Below are 16,043 nucleotides of genomic sequence, written 5' to 3' on the forward strand. Positions count from 1 at the left end.
CGCACCAAGCACCGGAGGTCACCATGTCCGCCATCGTCACCAACCCCACCGCCACCGCTTCCGCCGTTCCCTCGGTCGGATCGCTCCTGCGGGACGGGGCCGTCGCCACCGTCGTCGCCGCGGTCGCCACCGCGGCCGTCGCCGCCGCCGGTTCGGCGGTGGGGATCAGCCTCGACGTCGCGGGTGCGTCGATCCCGGCGTCCGGGTTCGCGACCCTGACCGTCATCTTCTCGGTCATCGGCCTGCTCATCGCCGTGGGACTGCGCCGGTTCGCCCGGCACCCGCGCACCACCTGGATCCGCACCACGATCGCGTTGACCGTGCTCTCCCTGGTGCCGGACGTGCTCGCCGACGCCGCCACCGGCACCAAGGTCCTGCTGATGGTGACCCACCTGGTGGCCGCGGCGATCGTGATCCCCGCGGTCGCCCGCCGGCTGCGCGCCTGACCCGTCCCCACACCCCGATCCACCGCACTCGAGGAGAGCGCCATGACCGCTACCTACACCTTCGACGTCTTCTCCAGCCTCGACGGCTTCGGTGCCGCCGGCGGCGACTGGGGCGGCTACTGGGGCAAGCAAGGCCCGGAGCTGCTCGAGCACCGCCTCGCCCTGTACGGCGAGGAGCAGCGGATGGTCTTCGGGGCCACCACGTACCGGGCGTTCGCGCAGATGCTGGCCGCGAGCACCGAGGAATCCGAGGTCCGCGACCCGTGGGTCACGCGGATGAGGAACCTGCCGGCGACGGTGGTGTCGACCACGCTGCGAGAACCGCTCGACTGGCCTGATGCGACCGTCCTGAGCGGCGATGCGGTCGACGTCGTCGCCCGGCTCAAGGAGGAGTCGGATGTGCCGTTGCGCTCGCACGGCAGCTTGTCGATGAACCGGGCGCTGATGGCAGCGGGTCTGGTCGACCGCGTCCAGGTGACGCTCTTTCCCGTGATCACCGGCCGGACCGGCCTGGATCCGATCTTCCGGGGCGGGGCCGACTTCGACCTCGAGCTGGTCGAGAGCCGGACGCTCGACGGCCACACCCAGGAGCTGATCTACCGGCCCACCCTGCACGGCTGAGTCCGTCCGTGCGCGCACGTGACATCATCGGGGAGTGGATGTCGCCACCGTGCTCGCCGCGGTGCTCGTGGTCGTCGGCATCGTCGGGATCGCGCTGCCGATCCTCCCGGGGCTGGTGCTGGTCGTGGCCGGCGTGGGGGTTTGGGCGGTCGGGCGCGCCGACTTCGTGGCGTGGACCGTGCTCGGGATCGTCGTCGCGATCGTGCTCGTCGGGTCGGTGGTGAAGTACCTGGTGCCGGGGCGGCGCCTGCGCGACTCGGGGGTACCCGGCCGCACCATCGCGGCCGGCGCGGTGCTCGGCGTGGTCGGGTTCTTCGTGATCCCGGTCGTGGGGCTCTTCATCGGGTTCGTGCTCGGCATCTACCTCGCCGAGCTGGCCCGCCTCGGTGGGCACGAGGCCGCGTGGCCCTCCACCCGGCGCGCGCTGGCGGCCGTGGGCTGGAGCATCGTGATCGAGATGGCCACGGGACTGCTCGCAGCGGCGGTGTGGGTCGGGGCGCTCCTCCTCACCTGACCAGTGCCCCGCCCCGAAAGGTTCATCACGTACCTCGGCGGCCCAGGCGCCCGCTGGCCGCGTTGCCGCACGACCCGAGTACGCCCGGTACGAGGGTCGCGCGGCGCCTTGCCAGCGAACGCCTGGATCCACCGATCTACGCGCCAACCTTCCGGGGCGGGGCACTAGCCTTCCTCGCTGTGAGCGAGGAGATTCGGGTCGGCGTGCTGGGCGCGCGAGGGCGGATGGGCACGCAGGTCTGCGCGGCCGTCGAGGCGGCGGACGGGGTGACGCTGGTCGCGGGCGTCGACGACGGCGACCCGCTCTCCGCGCTGACGGATGCCGGCGCGCAGGTGGCCGTCGACTTCACCCAGCCCGGCGCCGTCCTGGACAACCTCCAGTTCTGCCTCGACCACGACATCGCGGTGGTCGTCGGCACCAGCGGGTTCGACGAGGCCCGCCTCGCCGACGTGCGCGCGCGGCTCGACGCCCGGCCTGGGCACGTGCTCATCGCGCCGAACTTCGGGGTGGGAGCCGTCCTCATGATGCAGTTCGCGAGGACGGCGGCGCGGTTCTTCGAGTCCGTCGAGGTGATCGAGCTGCACCACGCGGGCAAGGTCGACGCGCCGTCGGGCACGGCGGTGCACACCGCGGGGCTGATCGCGGCCGCGCGGGCCGAGGCCGGTACGGGCGAGGTGCCCGACGCCACCACCTCAGAGCTCCCCGGCGCCCGGGGCGCGCAGGTCGAGGGCGTGCGCGTGCACTCGGTGCGCCTGCCCGGCCTCGTGGCGCACCAGGAGGTCGTGCTCGGAACCACGGGGGAGACGCTGACGATCCGCCACGACTCGTTCGACCGGTCGTCGTTCATGCCCGGGGTGCTGATGGCGGTGCGGGCGGTGCGCGAGCGCCCCGGCCTCACGGTCGGCCTGGAGCCCCTCCTCGGCCTCCAGGACTAGTGGGTGTGCGGAGTCAGCTCCAGGTCCAGGGCGCCGGTCACCCGGACCTCGCGGAGCTCGCCTTCGCCCGTGTCCAGCACGCGGACCGTGCCGTCGGGCGTCCACCCCGCCGACTTGTAGAAGTTGCGGCTCGCGGTGTCGGCCTCCGGCACCCAGGCGAGGCCGTAGCGGGCGCCGTCCGCGCGGAGGTGGGTGGCCGCAGCGGCCAGCAGGCGGCCGCCGTGGCCGCGCCTGCCCCAGCGCGGCTCCACGAGCAGGGCGCTGATCTCCGCCCACGCCTCGGGGCCGAGCGTCGGAGCGGACGGGGCGACGGCGCCGTCCGGCGCAACGGCTGGGGCCGCGGCGCAGAAGCCCACGGTCCACTCGCCCTCGGTGGCCACGAGCACGTGGTGGCCATCGCCCGCCTCCACCGCCGCTGCCCACGCCGCCCGCGCCGCGGGCGAGCGCAGCCCTTCCAGCGCGGCGGCGGGCACGAGGCCTGCGTAGGCGGTGGTCCAGGTGTCGGCCTGGATCCGCACGATCTCGGGGACGTCCTCGGGCGTCGCGGGGCGGACGGCGGCGGTGGCCATGACCCCATCCAAGCCCACGCGTCCGGCAACTCGGCAGCCGGCCATCATTCGCTATGGCAACGTTGCAGGGGTGAATGCCGCTGCTCGCCGGCCGGCCCTCGCGTGGGCCGCGTTGGGCGTGGTCTACGTGCTGTGGGGCTCCACGTACCTCGCCAACCGCTTCATAATCACCGACCTGCCGCCGCTCTTCGCGAGCGGCGTGCGTTTCCTCGTCGGCGGCTCGCTGCTCGGGATCCTGGTGCTGGTGTTCTCCGGGCCGGGTGCGTTCCGGATGACCTGGCCGCAGCTCGGCACCACCGCGCTCGCCGGGCTGCTGCTGCCGGCCTGGGGCAACGGGCTCGTCACCATCGCCCAGCAGTACGTGGCCTCGGGGCTGGCCGCGCTGCTGATCGCGTCGGTGCCGATGTGGATCGTCGTGCTGCGGATGCTCACGGGGGACCGGCCGCGGCGCACCACCATCGGCGGGGTGGGGCTCGGCGTGGCCGGCCTCACCCTGCTGCTGCTCGCCGCGCCGTCGGCCGGTTCGGGAGGTGTGTTCGGCACCGCGTGGTGGGGGCCGTGGCTGGTGCTGCTGGCCGCGGTCGGGTGGGCGTCGGGCACGTTCGCCACCACCCGGATGCCCGTCCCGGCCAATCCGTTCGCGCTGGCAGCGGGGCAGATGCTGGTGGGCGGGGCGATCCTGATGGCCGGCAGCGCACTCGCGGGCGACCGGCCCGACCTCGCCGCCGTCGAGCCGGCGGCCTGGTGGGCGTGGGGCTACATGGCCGTGGTGGTGTCGCTGATGGCCTTCAGCGCCTACGCGTACGCGCTGGCGGCGCTCCCGGTGTCGACGGTGGCGACCTACGCGTACGTCAACCCGGTGATCGCGGTGCTCCTCGGCGTGCTGGTGGCCGGCGAGAGCTTCTCCGCGGGCCAGCTGGCAGGCGGTGGCGTCGTGCTGCTCGCGGTGGTCGTGGTCATCGTGTCGGAGCGCCCCCGAAAACGTCGGGGTGAGCTGGCAACATCCACCTCGTGACGTCCACCGTCGAGACGATAGGTCCCGCCGCCGCGCGCCGGGCGGCGCTGGCCGCCCAGGGGTTCGCCCACCCGCGGCCGTCCGGCCCGCCCACGCGCCGCCACCTCCTGCGGGTGCTCGGCCGGGTCCGGCTGCTGCAGCTCGACTCGGTCAACGTCGCCGTCCGCGCCCACTACATGCCGGTGTTCAGCCGGCTGGGGCCCTACGACCGCGCTCTCGTCGACGACGCCGCCTGGTCCCACTCGGCGCGCAAGCCCCGGCTGCTCGTCGAGGCGTGGGCCCACGAGGCCAGCCTGGTGCCCGTGGAGGAGTGGCCGCTGCTGTGGTCAGGGGCGTTCCGCGATCGGTGGTGGCGCACCTACCAGCCACTGGTCGACCGCCACCCCGGCTTGGTCGACGACATCCTCGCCGCCGTCAAGGAGCTGGGCCCGATCAGCGCGGGGGCCATCGAGAAGGCGCTCGAGGCGCCCACCCGGCCGCGGCCGCCCGGGGCGTCGTGGTGGGAGCGTTCCGACGTCAAGCGCGTCTGCGAGTACCTCTTCGGCATCGGCTCGCTCACCACCGGCACGCGCCGCCACTTCGAGCGGCTCTACGACCTGCCCGAGCGCGTGCTCCCGCCCGAGGTGCTGGCCGCGCCGGCGCCGAGCGCCGAGGAGGCGTCCCGCACGCTGGTGCTGGGCTCCGCGGTGGCGCTGGGCGTGGCCACCGAGCCCGAGCTGCGCGACTACTACCGCCTCGCCCCCAAGCGCAGCCAGGTGGCGGTGGCGGAGCTGGTCGACGCGGGCCGGCTGGAGCAGGTGCAGGTGCGCGGCTGGGAGCGGCCGGCGTACCGGGTTCCGGGCGCCCGCGTGCCGCGGCGCATCACCGGCCGCGCCTTGCTCTGCCCGTTCGACCCGCTGGTCTGGGAGCGGGCCCGCACGGAGCGCGTCTTCGGGTTCCACTACCGCATCGAGATCTACGTGCCGGAGCCGAAGCGTCGGTACGGCTACTACGTGTTCCCGTTCCTGCTCGACGGCGAGCTGGTGGCCCGGGTCGACCTCAAGGCCGACCGGGTGGCGGGGGTGCTGCGGGTGCCGGGAGCGTTCGCCGAGGAGGGGGTCGACGTCCCGCGCGTCGTCGCGGAGCTGGCCGCGGAGCTGCAGGCCATGGCCGACTGGCTCGGGCTCGACGGGGTCGAGGTGGGGGAGCGGGGCGACCTCGCCGCCCCGCTGCTGCGCGAGGTTCGGGCTCAGAGCCGCAGCGTTGCCAGCTTGCCGGCCGTATCGGTGTCCGCGGGCGTCTAGCTGGCGGCGGTGGGGCGTCGTGCTGCTCAGCAGGCGGCTGCCCGACCCCCGCGGCTGATCCTGTTCCCCGCCGGCAGCGCGGACGGCACCCTCGTCGCTCCCCATCGACGATGGTGCCGCCCGCGGAAGCACGTGGCTCAGGCGGGAACCGCGGCGCGCGCGACGAGGACGTCGCCGCTGCCGGTGCGCCCGCGCACCTGCAGGGCCGTCGGCTTCTGCGGTGCCTCCCCGGACACGTCCAGCTCGCTGCGGGCCTTCCCGGAGCCGGACACCAGGTCGAGCTCGGCGCCCACGCCCGGGTGCACGCCGATGCGGACGCCGCCGGAGCCGGTGGTGATCTCCAGATCCCCGCTGCGCGCGTCGGACACGGTGACGTCACCGGATCCCGTCCGCAGCCGCACGTCGCTGTTGACCTCGCCGAGGACGATGTCGCCGCTGCCGGTCTTGATCTCGGTGGGGCCGCCGGTGGAGGCGGCCCGGACCGCGCCGGAACCGGTGCGCAGCCGCGCCCGTCCGGTGACGGGGCCGAGGTCGATGGCGCCGGAGCCGGTGGTGACGTCGGCGTCGCCGTCGACGCCGTCGAGCGTGGCGTTGCCGGAGCCGGTGCGCACGCCCGCCCACCCGGCGCGGCCGCTGACCCGCACGTCACCGGCGCCGATCCGCGCCGCAAGCCGGGAGCGGGTGGGCGCCCAGACGGTGATCGCGAGCGGAACCGACCGCAGCGGGAGGTCCTGGGAAGAGCGCACCACGAGCCGCCGCCCGCTCTCCGACCAGCTGATCTCGGCTGCCGACACGGCGTCGGCGGCGAGCTGCTCCGCGTTGCCGAAGCCCCCTCCGGTGGCGTTGCCCAGCCAGTTGATCAGGCTGGAGATCCCCTGGGTCACCGCGGTGTTCGCCGACGGGTCGTGGCGCACCTCGACCCGCAGCTCCCCGCCGCCCTCGGGGAGGTCCTCGAGGTGGACGCGGATCCGGCCGATGTCGGCGGCGATCTCCAGCTCGGCCGGGCCGTCGACCGACCAGCTCTGCTGGCGGACGAGAGCGGGGCCCTCCTCCGGGAAGTCCTTCTCGAAGTTGATGTCGGACTCGCTCACGTCTGTCATCCCTCCACCCAGCCGCGCAGGCGCTTGCCGCCGCGGTCGCGCGTCCAGTCGCCGTGGCGGCCCGGCTTGCGCTGGCCGGCCAGCGCGCCCTGCACCGCCTGCGCGACCCACGAGTTGAGCGACACGCCCTGCGCCGCCGCGGCCTGCTCGGCCTGGTTCTTGATCTGCTCGACGAGCCGCAGCGTGATGCGGCTGATGTCGCCGGCGTCGGCCCCCCGGAAGTCACCGAACCCGGGGAACGGCGGCTCCGGCTCCGGGCCGGACTCGGCTGCCTCGTCACGGCTCACCGCGACGCGGACGTCGCGGCCGTCGAGCCGCACCTCGACCACGCGGTCGCCGAGCGCGGCGGTGACCTCCGCGGCCAGGTCGGAGAGCGCGTTCATGAGCGCGAGCCGGGCCGCGGGCTCGATGGCGGCGCCGAGCAGCGCGCCGGTGCGCTGCGTCTGCTCGTCGCCTGCGGCGGCCGCGGACGCGAGGTCCTCGCGCAGCTGCTGCACGTACTGACTCAAGTCCATGACATCAATATGGCGTCATCAGTGACGTCAGTCAAGGGGGCTGTGACGTCAGATGGCGTCAGGCCCGGTTCCGTCGGTGCCCGTGGCTACGCTTCCGCCATGCCGCAGACCCCGCCGCTGGGCGTCCAGCTCGTCGCAAAGACGGAGTTCATCGCGCCGGCCGGCGTGCCGTGGACCACCGACGCCGACGGCGGCCAGGCGCTCGCCGAGTTCGCGGGCCGGGCCTGCTACCAGTCGTGGTCGAAGCCGAACCCGGCCACGGCCACCAACGCCGGCTACCTGCGCCACATCCTGGAGGTCGGGCACCTGTCGGTGCTCGAGCACGGCACGGTGAGCTTCTACCTCACGGGGGTGTCCCGCTCGCTCACCCACGAGCTCATCCGCCACCGCCACTTCTCCTACAGCCAGCTCTCCCAGCGGTACGTGCCCGAGCGCGACGCCGCGATGGTGGAGCCCGACGTCATCGCCGACGACCCCGAGCTGCACGAGCTCTTCACGCAGGCGGCCGCCGCGTCCGTCGAGGCGTACGAGGCGCTGCTGGAGGGCCTGCAGAAGAGGTTCGCCGACGTCCCCGACGCCACGCTGCGGCGCAAGCAGGCGCGGCAGGCGGCGCGGGCGATCCTGCCCAACGCCACCGAGACCCGCATCGTCGTCACCGGCAACTACCGGGCGTGGCGCCACTTCATCGCGATGCGGGCCACGGAGCACGCCGACGTCGAGATCCGCGCGCTCGCCATCGAGTGCCTGCGCCAGCTGCAGCGCGAGGTGCCCAACGTGTTCAACGACTTCGAGATCGGCAAGCTGGAGGACGGCTCCGAGATCGCGTCGAGCCCGTTCGTCACGGAGGGGTAGGCCCGCCCGCGCCCAGCACCAATCATTCGCGGCGGGTGAGGACGCCGGGCGGCGCCCGCTCCACCATCAGGCCATGCCCAGCACCACAGGCAGCGAAGGTGCAGCCCTGGCGGCGGCGAGGGCAGCGGTACTGCCGCTGGCGCTGGCGCAGTTCGTGGCCAGCTACGCCGCCTCCAACATGAACGTCGCGATCACGTCGATCGCCACGGACCTCGGCACCTCGGTGACCGGGATCCAGACCACCATCACCCTGTTCACACTGACGATGGCGGCCCTGATGATCCCGGGCAGCAAGCTGACCGACATCTGGGGCCGCAAGTTCTGCTTCCAGGTCGGGCTCATCATCTACGGAGCGGGCGCGTTGCTCGCGGCGCTCGCGCCGGGGCTGCCCCTGCTCGTGGTCGGCTACTCCCTGCTGCAGGGGGTGGGTTCGGCGTTGCTGATCCCGCCGATCTACATCCTCATCACCACGCTGTTCGACGACACCACCACCCGTGCCCGGTACTTCGGCGTCGTGAGCGGGGCCGCCGGGATCGGCGCCGCGGCGGGGCCGCTCATCGGCGGGCTCATCACCAGCTACATCAGCTGGCGCGCGTCGTTCCTCCTGCAGGTGCTGATCGTCGTGACGATCACCTGGCTGGGTCGCGTCATCGCCGATCCGCCGTTGCCCCAGCAGCGGCCCGCATTCGACTGGGGTGGCGCCGTCCTCTCGGCGCTGGGTCTGTTCTTCGTGGTGTTCGGGGTGCTGCAGAGCGGGGTCTACGGATGGGGTGCGGCCACGCAGGACTACGCGATCGGCGACACCGTGGTCATCCCCCAGGGCGGGATCTCACCCGTGTGGCTCTACGTGGGTATCGGAGTGGTGATCCTGGCCGCGTTCGTCTACTTCGCGTGGGCGCGGGAGCGGAACGGCCGCGCCCCGCTCGTGTCGGTCAGGCTGTTCACGAACCTCACGTCGAACCTGGGCCTGGTGACCCAGAACCTCCAGTGGCTGGTCCTGCAGGGCTCCTTCTTCGTGATCTCGGTATTCCTCCAGCAGGTCCGCGGCTTCTCGGCGATCGAGACCGGGCTGGTGCTGGTGCCCGCGACGATCGGCCTCCTGCTGTCGTCGGGGGCTGCTCCGCGCATGGCCCGCCGGCACAGCCAGCGCCGGCTGATCCGGTTCGGCTTCTTCGTCACGACCCTCGGCCTGGGCCTGTTGCTCCTGCTCGGCGGGACGGCTCCCAGCGTCTGGAGCTACGTCCCGGGCCTGTTCCTCATGGGCATCGGCGTCGGGATCATGCTCACCGCGTCGGTCAACCTCGTGCAGTCGGTGTGGCCGGAGAGCGTCCAGGGCGACATCTCCGGCGTGTCGCGCAGCGTCTCGAACCTGGGTTCGTCGCTCGGTGTGGCGATCGCCGGCTCGCTGGTGGCCGGCGCCGTACCGGGTGGCGGCCAGTACTTCTCCGCGCTCGTGATCGTCGGTGGCTTCGCGATCATCGGCTGGTTGGCGGCGTTGCTGATCCCCTGGGGCGGGACGCGCCGGTAGAGCCGTTCCCGGTCAGCCCTTGTCGCCGAACGGGATGCCGTACTGGTCGATCAACGCCTGGTACCGGTCGCGGGCCGCGGTCCACTCCGACACCACCTGCGCGCCGTCCACCTCGTACGGAGCTAGCAGCCGCTGGGCATTGAAGTCCTTGTACTCCTGGGCCTGGAACGCCGCGGTGAAGGCCGTCCGCAGCCGGTCGAGCACCGGGGCCGGGGTGCCCTTGGGGGCGACGACCGCCCGGTACTGCGACACCGTGGAGTCGAACCCCGCCTCGACCGCGGTGGGGACGTCGGGGAAGTACTGGCTGCGCTCCTTCGAGAACACGACGATCGGCGTGACCGAGCCGAGGTGGGTCTTGGCGTCGCCGAGCTGCACGCCCGCCACGTCGATCTGGCCGCCGAGCAGGGCGGTCATGGCGTCGGATGCACCGTCGAACGGCACCGCGTTGCCCTGGATGCCCGCCTGCGAGAACAGCAGGGCCTGGGAGAGCTGGCTCCCGGTGCCCACGCCGGTGGTGCCGTAGCTGATGGGCCGGCCGGCGTTCACGATGTCCTGCACGGTGCGGAAGCCGGTCGCCGGGTTGGCCACGAGGATGAAGTCGTCCTGCGAGATGCCGGTGACGACCTCGTAGTTCTCGATGTCGACGGCCTCGTCGTCGGGCACGGCGAGCGGCGTGATCGCCACGAGCGAGGCGTTGATGACCATGAGGTTCTGGCCGTCGGGCGTCTTGGCGGCGAGCTCCTTGGCGGCCAATGCCCCGTTCGCGCCGGGCGTGTTCACCACCGGCACCGGTACGCCGAGGTCCTCGGTGACGACGTTGGCCAGCGCTCGCGCGATCAGGTCCGTGCTGCCGCCGGGAGCCTGGCCCACGCTGACGCTGATGGGGCCGCTGGGGAACGCGTCGGCGGACGGGTCGCCGCCATTGCCGCCGCCTCCCAGGTTGCCGCCGCAGGCGGCGAGGGAGAGGACGAGCGCGGCACCTGCGCCGACGAGCGCGGTCCGGCGGGCGTACCTGGTTGGGGCCACCACGATCTCCTTCGATCCATCGGCCACGGCGGGTCGGCTGCTGTGGGCGTGAAGCGTAGGAGGGCGATTCCATGCCTGTCCAAGCCAAATCGGGCATGGAATGATACCTCACGAGCATCGCTAACTCGTGAGTACAGTTCAGATCATGAGCCTTGCGAGCCGGGAGCGTGCCGAGCTCAGCGACGAGTTGCTCCGCGCGGGCCCCGACCGCCCCACGCTCTGCGCGGGCTGGACCACGCGGGACCTGCTGGCCCACCTCCTCGTCCGGGAGCGGCAGCTCCACGCGGCGGCGGGGATCCTCATCCCCGCGCTGGCGTCCGTCACCGAGCGGGCGATGGACGGCTACCGCGAGATGGAGTGGACGGAGGCCGTGGCGCTGTTCCGCGGCGGCCCGCAGTCGTGGTCCCCGGCGCGGCTCGAGCGCATCGACGCGGCCGCGAACGCCAACGAGTTCTTCGTCCACCACGAGGACGTCCGGCGCGGCGAGCCCGGGTGGGAACCCCGCGGGCCCGACGAGGAACGCGACACGGCGCTCTGGGCGGGAGCGCGGCGGTTGGGCCTGCTGCTGCGCCGCAGCCCGGTGGGGGTGGTGCTGGCGCGCCCGTCGGGGGAGCGGCACGTGGTGAAGACCGGGCCCGGCGCCGTCACCGTGGTCGGCGAGCCGGGTGAGCTCGTCCTGTTCGCGTTCGGCCGCGACGCCGTCCGCGTCGAGCTGCAGGGAGACCCGGCCGATGTCGAGGCCCTGAGGGGCTCGCCGCGCGGGGTGTGACGCGTGCGGTTCGACACCCCGGGTGCGGCGCGGGGCGAGAGCTGCCGACGCGCGAGGGGTACCGTCAACCCATGAGCCCCACCGCCATGCCGGGCCGCCCGTTCGGCCGCGTGCTGACTGCGATGGTCACGCCCTTCGACGCGGACGGCCGGCTGGATCTCGCCAGAAGCGAGGAGCTGGCCACCCACCTCGTCGAGCTCGGCAACGACGGGCTGGTCGTCAACGGCACCACCGGCGAGGGGCCCACCACCAGCGACGAGGAGAAGTCGGAGCTGATCCGGGCGGTGGTGAGCGCCGTCGGCGACCGGGCCACCGTGGTGGCGGGCGCAGGCACCTACGACACCGCTCACAGCATCCACCTCTCGCGGGAGGCGGAGAAGGCGGGTGCCCACGGGCTGCTGCTGGTCACGCCGTACTACTCGCGGCCGCCGCAGTCCGGTCTCGTGCAGCACTTCACGGCGATCGCCGACGCCACGAACCTGCCGGTGATGCTCTACGACATCCCGCCGCGCAGCGTGATCCCCATCGAGGTGGAGACGCTGCAGCGGCTGTCCGAGCACCCGCGGATCGTGGCGGTCAAGGACGCCCGCAACGACCTGCGCGTCGGCACCGAGGTGCTCGCCACCACCACGCTCGCCTACTACTCGGGCGACGACCCGGTGAACCTGCCGTGGCTGTCGGTCGGCGCGGTCGGGTTCGTCAGCGTGATCGGGCACGTGGTGGCCAACCGGCTGCGGGAGATGCTCGACGCCTACGAGGCCGGTGACGTCGACCGCGCCCGCAACCTGCACTACGCCACGATCCCGGTGATCCGCGCGATGGGCCGGGTCGGTGGGGTGCTCTTCGCGAAGAGCGCGATGCGGCTGCGCGGGATCGACGTCGGCGACCCCCGGTTGCCGCTGCCGCCCGCCACGGAGGAGCAGGTGGCCGCGATCGAGGGCGACCTGCACGCCGCCGGGATCGCGCTCGCCACCGGCAACCAGCGCCCCGAGCAACAGGGCCAGGGCGCGCTCGGCGCCCGAGCCGACGCCGACCTGGGCGCCGAGGTGGCCTACCACTGAGCGCAGCCCGCGGAGCTGAGCGACAGCATTGAACCCGCGCGGGTTCGCCCGCGCCTAGCCGTACTGCGAGGAAACGAGTTTGAGCCGTCCACCCGCACGGTCCGACCGCACCCGGTCCGACCGTCGCTCCCGGCCGCCCCGGCGCGACCGCTCCCGTCCGGTCGAGGCCCCACCCGAGGAGGTCAACCGGGCGGAGCTGCCGTCCAACCCTCCGCCGTCGCTCCCGGAGGGCGGTCTGCGCGTGGTGGCGCTCGGCGGCATCGGTGAGATCGGCCGGAACATGACCGTGTTCGAGTACGGCGGTCGGCTGCTCGTCGTGGACTGCGGCGTGCTGTTCCCGTCCGAGGACTCGCCGGGGGTGGACCTGATCCTGCCGGACTTCCGCGCCATCGAGGACCGGCTCGACGACATCGACGCGCTCGTGCTCACGCACGGGCACGAGGACCACATCGGCGCCGTGCCGTTCCTGCTGCGCCAGCGGCCGGACCTGACGGTCGTCGGGTCGCGGTTCACGCTCGCCCTGGTGGCGGCCAAGTGCAAGGAGCACCGCCTCACCCCGCACCTGCTCGAGGTGAAGGAGGGGGAGCGGCTGCACCACGGTGCGTTCGACTGCGAGTACTTCGCGGTGAACCACTCGATCCCGGACGCGCTCGCCGTCGCGATCCGCACCCCGGCCGGGCTGGTGCTGCACACCGGCGACATCAAGCTCGACCAGCTGCCGCTCGACGGCCGCCTCACCGACCTGGCCGGCTTCTCCCGGCTCGGTGACGAGGGGGTGGACCTGTTCCTGGTCGACTCCACCAACGCGGACGTCCCGGGGTTCGTGATCTCCGAGCGCGAGATCGGCCCGGTGCTCGACGGGGTGTTCCACCGCGCCGACGCCCGGATCATCGTCGCCTGCTTCGCGAGCCACGTGCACCGCGTGCAGCAGGTGCTCGACGCCGCCGTGGTGCACGGGCGCCGGGTCTGCCTGGTCGGCCGCTCGATGGAGCGCAACATGGGCCTCGCGGCCGAGCTGGGCCTGCTGCACGTCCCGGACGGGCTGCTCGTCGACCTGGACGAGGCGATGGAGCTCCCCGACGCGGAGCTCGTGATCGTCTCCACCGGATCGCAGGGGGAGCCGCTGTCGGCGCTCGCGCGGATGGCCCGCGGCGAGCACCGCTCGGTGCGGATCCGGTCCGAGGACACGATCATCTTGGCCAGCTCGCTGATCCCGGGCAACGAGACGGCCGTGTTCGGCGTGATCAACGGCCTCACCAGGCTCGGGGCCACCGTTGTGCACCAGGGCACCGCCAAGGTGCACGTGTCGGGGCACTCCCCGGCAGGCGAGCTGCTGTTCCTCTACAACGCGGTGCGGCCGAGCAACGTCATGCCGGTGCACGGCGAGTGGCGGCACCTGCGTTCCAACGGGCGCCTGGCCGTCCAGACCGGGGTGCCGGAGGACGCGGTGGTGCTCGCCGAGGACGGCGTCGTGGTCGACCTGGTGGACGGCCGGGCGTCGATCACCGGGCGGGTCGAGGTGGGCCGGGTGTACGTCGACGGCCTCGAGGTCGGCGACATCGGTGAGAGCACCCTCGCCGACCGGCTGGTGCTCGGCGAGGGCGGCTTCATCTCGATCTCGGTCGCGGTCGACGCGAACACCGGCCGGGCGGTGTCCGCGCCCAAGCTGTCCGGGCGCGGGTTCTCCGACGACCCGAAGGCCCTGGACGCCGTGCTGCCGCTGGTGGAGGACGAGCTGTCCCGCACCGAGTCGGAAGGCATCACCGACACCCACCGCATCGCGCAGGCGGTGCGGCGCGTGGTGGGCAAGTGGGTGGGGGAGACCTACCGCCGTCGCCCGATGATCGTGCCCACGGTGATCGCGATCTGACCCGAGCGGGGCTCAGGCCTCGAAGATCGTCGCCCGGATCTCGCGGATCACGGAGTCCACACGGGACATCGTCGCGTCGATCCGCTCCTGCACCCTCCCGGCGGCCAGGTCACGCACGCCGCCGAGCTGGAGGCTGAGGTCGAACAGCGTGCCGATCACGCGCTCGTGCAGGTCGGTGGCGATGCGTTCGCGGTCGGCCGAGAGCTGGGCGACGTGCAGCCGCTCGGCGAGCAGGGACGAGTTGATCAGGTTGTCGGTGCGCACCCGGAGCTCCGTGAGCGAGAACGGCTTGGCGAGGTAGTCGTTGGCGCCTGCCTGCAGCATGGCCACGCGGGCGCCCTCCTCGGCCCGCGCGCTCATCACCAGCACCGGAACCGAGCCGGCACCCTCGGCGCGCAGCGTCCGGATCAGGTCCTCGCCGCTGAGCTTGGGCATCATCACGTCGCACACGACCAGCCGCGGTTCCAGCTCGCGGGCCTCCGCAAGGCCGGTCTCCCCGTCGAAGGCGGCGTGCACGCGGTACTGCTCCGCCAACGTGCGGCAGACCAGCTCGTTCAGGTCGCGGTTGTCTTCGATCACGAGGACCAGCGGACGGGTCGGGTCGTCGGACCGCGTTGCGACCTGGTCGGGCCGATCGGTTGTCGCCTGGCGCTCCCGCTCCACCGCCCGTTCGACGGCGGGCTCCTGGCCGACCGGGGCGCCGGCGGGTGCGGCCACGGGCAAGGCGATCCGGAACAGCGCCCCGCCCTCCGGTGCCGCATCGACGCCGACCTCGCCGTGCAGCAGGTCGACGAGATCGCGCACGATCGACAGCCCGAGGCCGGTGCCGGGCACCTCGCGGGTGGGTCCGCCGTCGAGCTGCCGGAAGCGTTCGAAGATCACCTCGCGCTGGTCGGCCGGGATCCCCGGACCGCTGTCCGCGACCTCGATCACTGCCCGTTCGGCGCCCGGTTCGCGCTGGACGGAACAGCGCACGACGCCACCCTCCGGCGTCACCTTGAACGCGTTGGACAGGACGTTCAGCAGAATCCGGTTCAGGTGCTCGGCATCGGTCTCGGCCCGCATCTGCGAGTCGGTCTGCACCCGGAGCTCGATTCCCAGGTCGACCGCACGGGACTCGAAGAACCCGGCGGCCTGCCGGACCTGCTCGGTGAGGTCCAGCTCGGCGTATTCGACATCGACCTGGCCGGACTCGAGCCGCGACGCGTCGAGCAGATCATTGACCTGTTGGAGCAGCAATCGCGCGTTGCGATCCACCACGTCGAGCAGCCAGTTGCGCGAATCGTCGGCAGGGACCTCCGCCAGCAGCTTCTCCACCGGCGCGAGAATCAGCGTGAGCGGGGTGCGCAGCTCGTGGCTCACGTTCGCGAAGAACCGGTTCTTCAGCGTGTCGAGCTCGGTCAGTCGCCGATTGAGCTCGGCCAGTTCCGCGTTGGCCACCTTGAGCTCGCGGCTCGCCCGCGCCGCCGCCGACGACTGTGCGACCACCTCCCGCTGCTGCGCCTCGTCGGAACGCTGCAGGCGCAGGTGGTCGGTGACGTCCTCGACGCGGTGGATGATGAACCGCAACACCCCGTCCGAGCCCACTACCGGCACGTTGGTGGGGCTCCAGAACCGCTCCTCGAAGTCGCCGTCGGAGTCGCGGATGTCGTACTTCTGCACGGGCATCACGTCGGTGGTGCGGTCCCGGCGCACGCGCTCCAGCGACGCCCGCAGGTTCTGCACGCCCTCGGCGCCTGAGTCGTCGGGATTGTCCGGAAAAATCGTGAAGACGTTCTGGCCGACGATCAAATCCCGCTCGGTCATCGTGGACTGGGCATAGGCGTCGCTCACGGCCACGATCGTGAAGTCGGGATCCAGTACGAGGAAACATCCCGGTGCGGACTCGAATATCAGCCGGAAATCGGGAGACGACACGGCCACCTCGCCCCGTTGTGAT

General features: G+C 72.5%; 16 protein-coding genes. 11 read left to right on the top strand and 5 right to left on the bottom strand.

The window, feature by feature from the left end:
- Positions 1–23: 23 nt before the first annotated feature.
- From FB388_RS08310 to dapB, 4 genes are all read left to right on the top strand, one after another.
- On the top strand, positions 24–446 hold the full coding sequence (locus tag FB388_RS08310) for a DUF6069 family protein (RefSeq protein WP_142099094.1): 423 nt from the start codon (positions 24–26) through the stop codon (positions 444–446).
- Positions 447–488: 42 nt separating this feature from the next.
- A complete protein-coding gene (locus FB388_RS08315) occupies positions 489–1,067 on the top strand; it encodes a dihydrofolate reductase family protein (protein ID WP_142099095.1) in 579 nt (192 codons plus the stop codon).
- A gap of 34 nt (positions 1,068–1,101) precedes the next feature.
- Positions 1,102–1,581, top strand: coding sequence for a DUF456 domain-containing protein (locus tag FB388_RS08320; RefSeq protein WP_211361821.1), 480 nt, complete (start codon positions 1,102–1,104; stop codon positions 1,579–1,581).
- A gap of 179 nt (positions 1,582–1,760) precedes the next feature.
- The gene (gene dapB, locus FB388_RS08325) at positions 1,761–2,516 is read left to right on the top strand and encodes a 4-hydroxy-tetrahydrodipicolinate reductase (RefSeq protein WP_142099096.1); all 756 of its coding nucleotides are present in this window, start codon (positions 1,761–1,763) and stop codon (positions 2,514–2,516) included.
- On the opposite strand, the gene FB388_RS08330 is transcribed toward dapB, so the two are convergent.
- A complete protein-coding gene (locus tag FB388_RS08330) occupies positions 2,513–3,085 on the bottom strand; it encodes a GNAT family N-acetyltransferase (RefSeq protein WP_142099097.1) in 573 nt (190 codons plus the stop codon). The two genes, dapB and FB388_RS08330, sit on opposite strands and share 4 nt — an antisense overlap.
- 70 nt (positions 3,086–3,155) lie before the next feature.
- Between FB388_RS08330 and FB388_RS08335 the strand changes: the two genes are divergently transcribed.
- The gene (locus FB388_RS08335; RefSeq protein ID WP_246121746.1) at positions 3,156–4,100 is read left to right on the top strand and encodes an EamA family transporter; all 945 of its coding nucleotides are present in this window, start codon (positions 3,156–3,158) and stop codon (positions 4,098–4,100) included.
- Positions 4,097–5,383 (top strand): winged helix-turn-helix domain-containing protein, encoded by a 1,287-nt coding sequence (locus FB388_RS08340; RefSeq protein WP_142099099.1) that lies wholly within the window; start codon positions 4,097–4,099, stop codon positions 5,381–5,383. The genes FB388_RS08335 and FB388_RS08340 overlap by 4 nt, the downstream gene beginning before the upstream one ends.
- A gap of 137 nt (positions 5,384–5,520) precedes the next feature.
- Here FB388_RS08340 and FB388_RS08345 read toward each other — a convergent pair whose 3' ends face one another.
- Positions 5,521–6,474 carry a DUF4097 family beta strand repeat-containing protein gene (locus FB388_RS08345; protein ID WP_142099100.1) on the bottom strand — a complete coding sequence of 318 codons (954 nt, stop codon included), beginning with the start codon at positions 6,472–6,474 and terminating at the stop codon, positions 5,521–5,523.
- Positions 6,475–6,479: 5 nt separating this feature from the next.
- Positions 6,480–6,998 carry a toxin-antitoxin system HicB family antitoxin gene (locus FB388_RS08350; protein WP_142099101.1) on the bottom strand — a complete coding sequence of 173 codons (519 nt, stop codon included), beginning with the start codon at positions 6,996–6,998 and terminating at the stop codon, positions 6,480–6,482.
- A gap of 99 nt (positions 6,999–7,097) precedes the next feature.
- On the opposite strand from FB388_RS08350, the gene thyX reads away from it, so the two are divergent.
- Both thyX and FB388_RS08360 read left to right on the top strand, forming a co-directional pair.
- Positions 7,098–7,850 carry an FAD-dependent thymidylate synthase gene (thyX, locus tag FB388_RS08355; protein ID WP_142099102.1) on the top strand — a complete coding sequence of 251 codons (753 nt, stop codon included), beginning with the start codon at positions 7,098–7,100 and terminating at the stop codon, positions 7,848–7,850.
- A gap of 73 nt (positions 7,851–7,923) precedes the next feature.
- Entirely contained in the window at positions 7,924–9,378 is a 1,455-nt protein-coding gene (locus FB388_RS08360) for an MFS transporter (protein WP_142099104.1), read from the top strand.
- A 12-nt stretch (positions 9,379–9,390) separates the two neighbouring features.
- Here FB388_RS08360 and FB388_RS08365 read toward each other — a convergent pair whose 3' ends face one another.
- Positions 9,391–10,404 (bottom strand): Bug family tripartite tricarboxylate transporter substrate binding protein, encoded by a 1,014-nt coding sequence (locus FB388_RS08365; protein WP_142099106.1) that lies wholly within the window; start codon positions 10,402–10,404, stop codon positions 9,391–9,393.
- Between the two features lie 145 nt (positions 10,405–10,549).
- Here FB388_RS08365 and FB388_RS08370 point away from each other — a divergent pair, with 145 nt between their 5' ends.
- From FB388_RS08370 to FB388_RS08380, 3 genes are all read left to right on the top strand, one after another.
- Entirely contained in the window at positions 10,550–11,173 is a 624-nt protein-coding gene (locus tag FB388_RS08370) for a TIGR03085 family metal-binding protein (protein WP_142099108.1), read from the top strand.
- A 71-nt stretch (positions 11,174–11,244) separates the two neighbouring features.
- On the top strand, positions 11,245–12,234 hold the full coding sequence (gene dapA / locus FB388_RS08375) for a 4-hydroxy-tetrahydrodipicolinate synthase (protein WP_142099110.1): 990 nt from the start codon (positions 11,245–11,247) through the stop codon (positions 12,232–12,234).
- A gap of 196 nt (positions 12,235–12,430) precedes the next feature.
- A complete protein-coding gene (locus tag FB388_RS08380) occupies positions 12,431–14,104 on the top strand; it encodes a ribonuclease J (RefSeq protein ID WP_142102762.1) in 1,674 nt (557 codons plus the stop codon).
- A 12-nt stretch (positions 14,105–14,116) separates the two neighbouring features.
- Here the strand turns inward: FB388_RS08380 and FB388_RS08385 are convergent, their stop codons facing one another.
- On the bottom strand, positions 14,117–16,021 hold the full coding sequence (locus FB388_RS08385; protein WP_170225528.1) for an ATP-binding protein: 1,905 nt from the start codon (positions 16,019–16,021) through the stop codon (positions 14,117–14,119).
- Positions 16,022–16,043: the final 22 nt, after the last annotated feature.

Origin of the sequence: Pseudonocardia cypriaca (assembly GCF_006717045.1) — a bacterium.
GTDB classification, from domain to species: Bacteria; Actinomycetota; Actinomycetes; order Mycobacteriales; family Pseudonocardiaceae; genus Pseudonocardia; species Pseudonocardia cypriaca.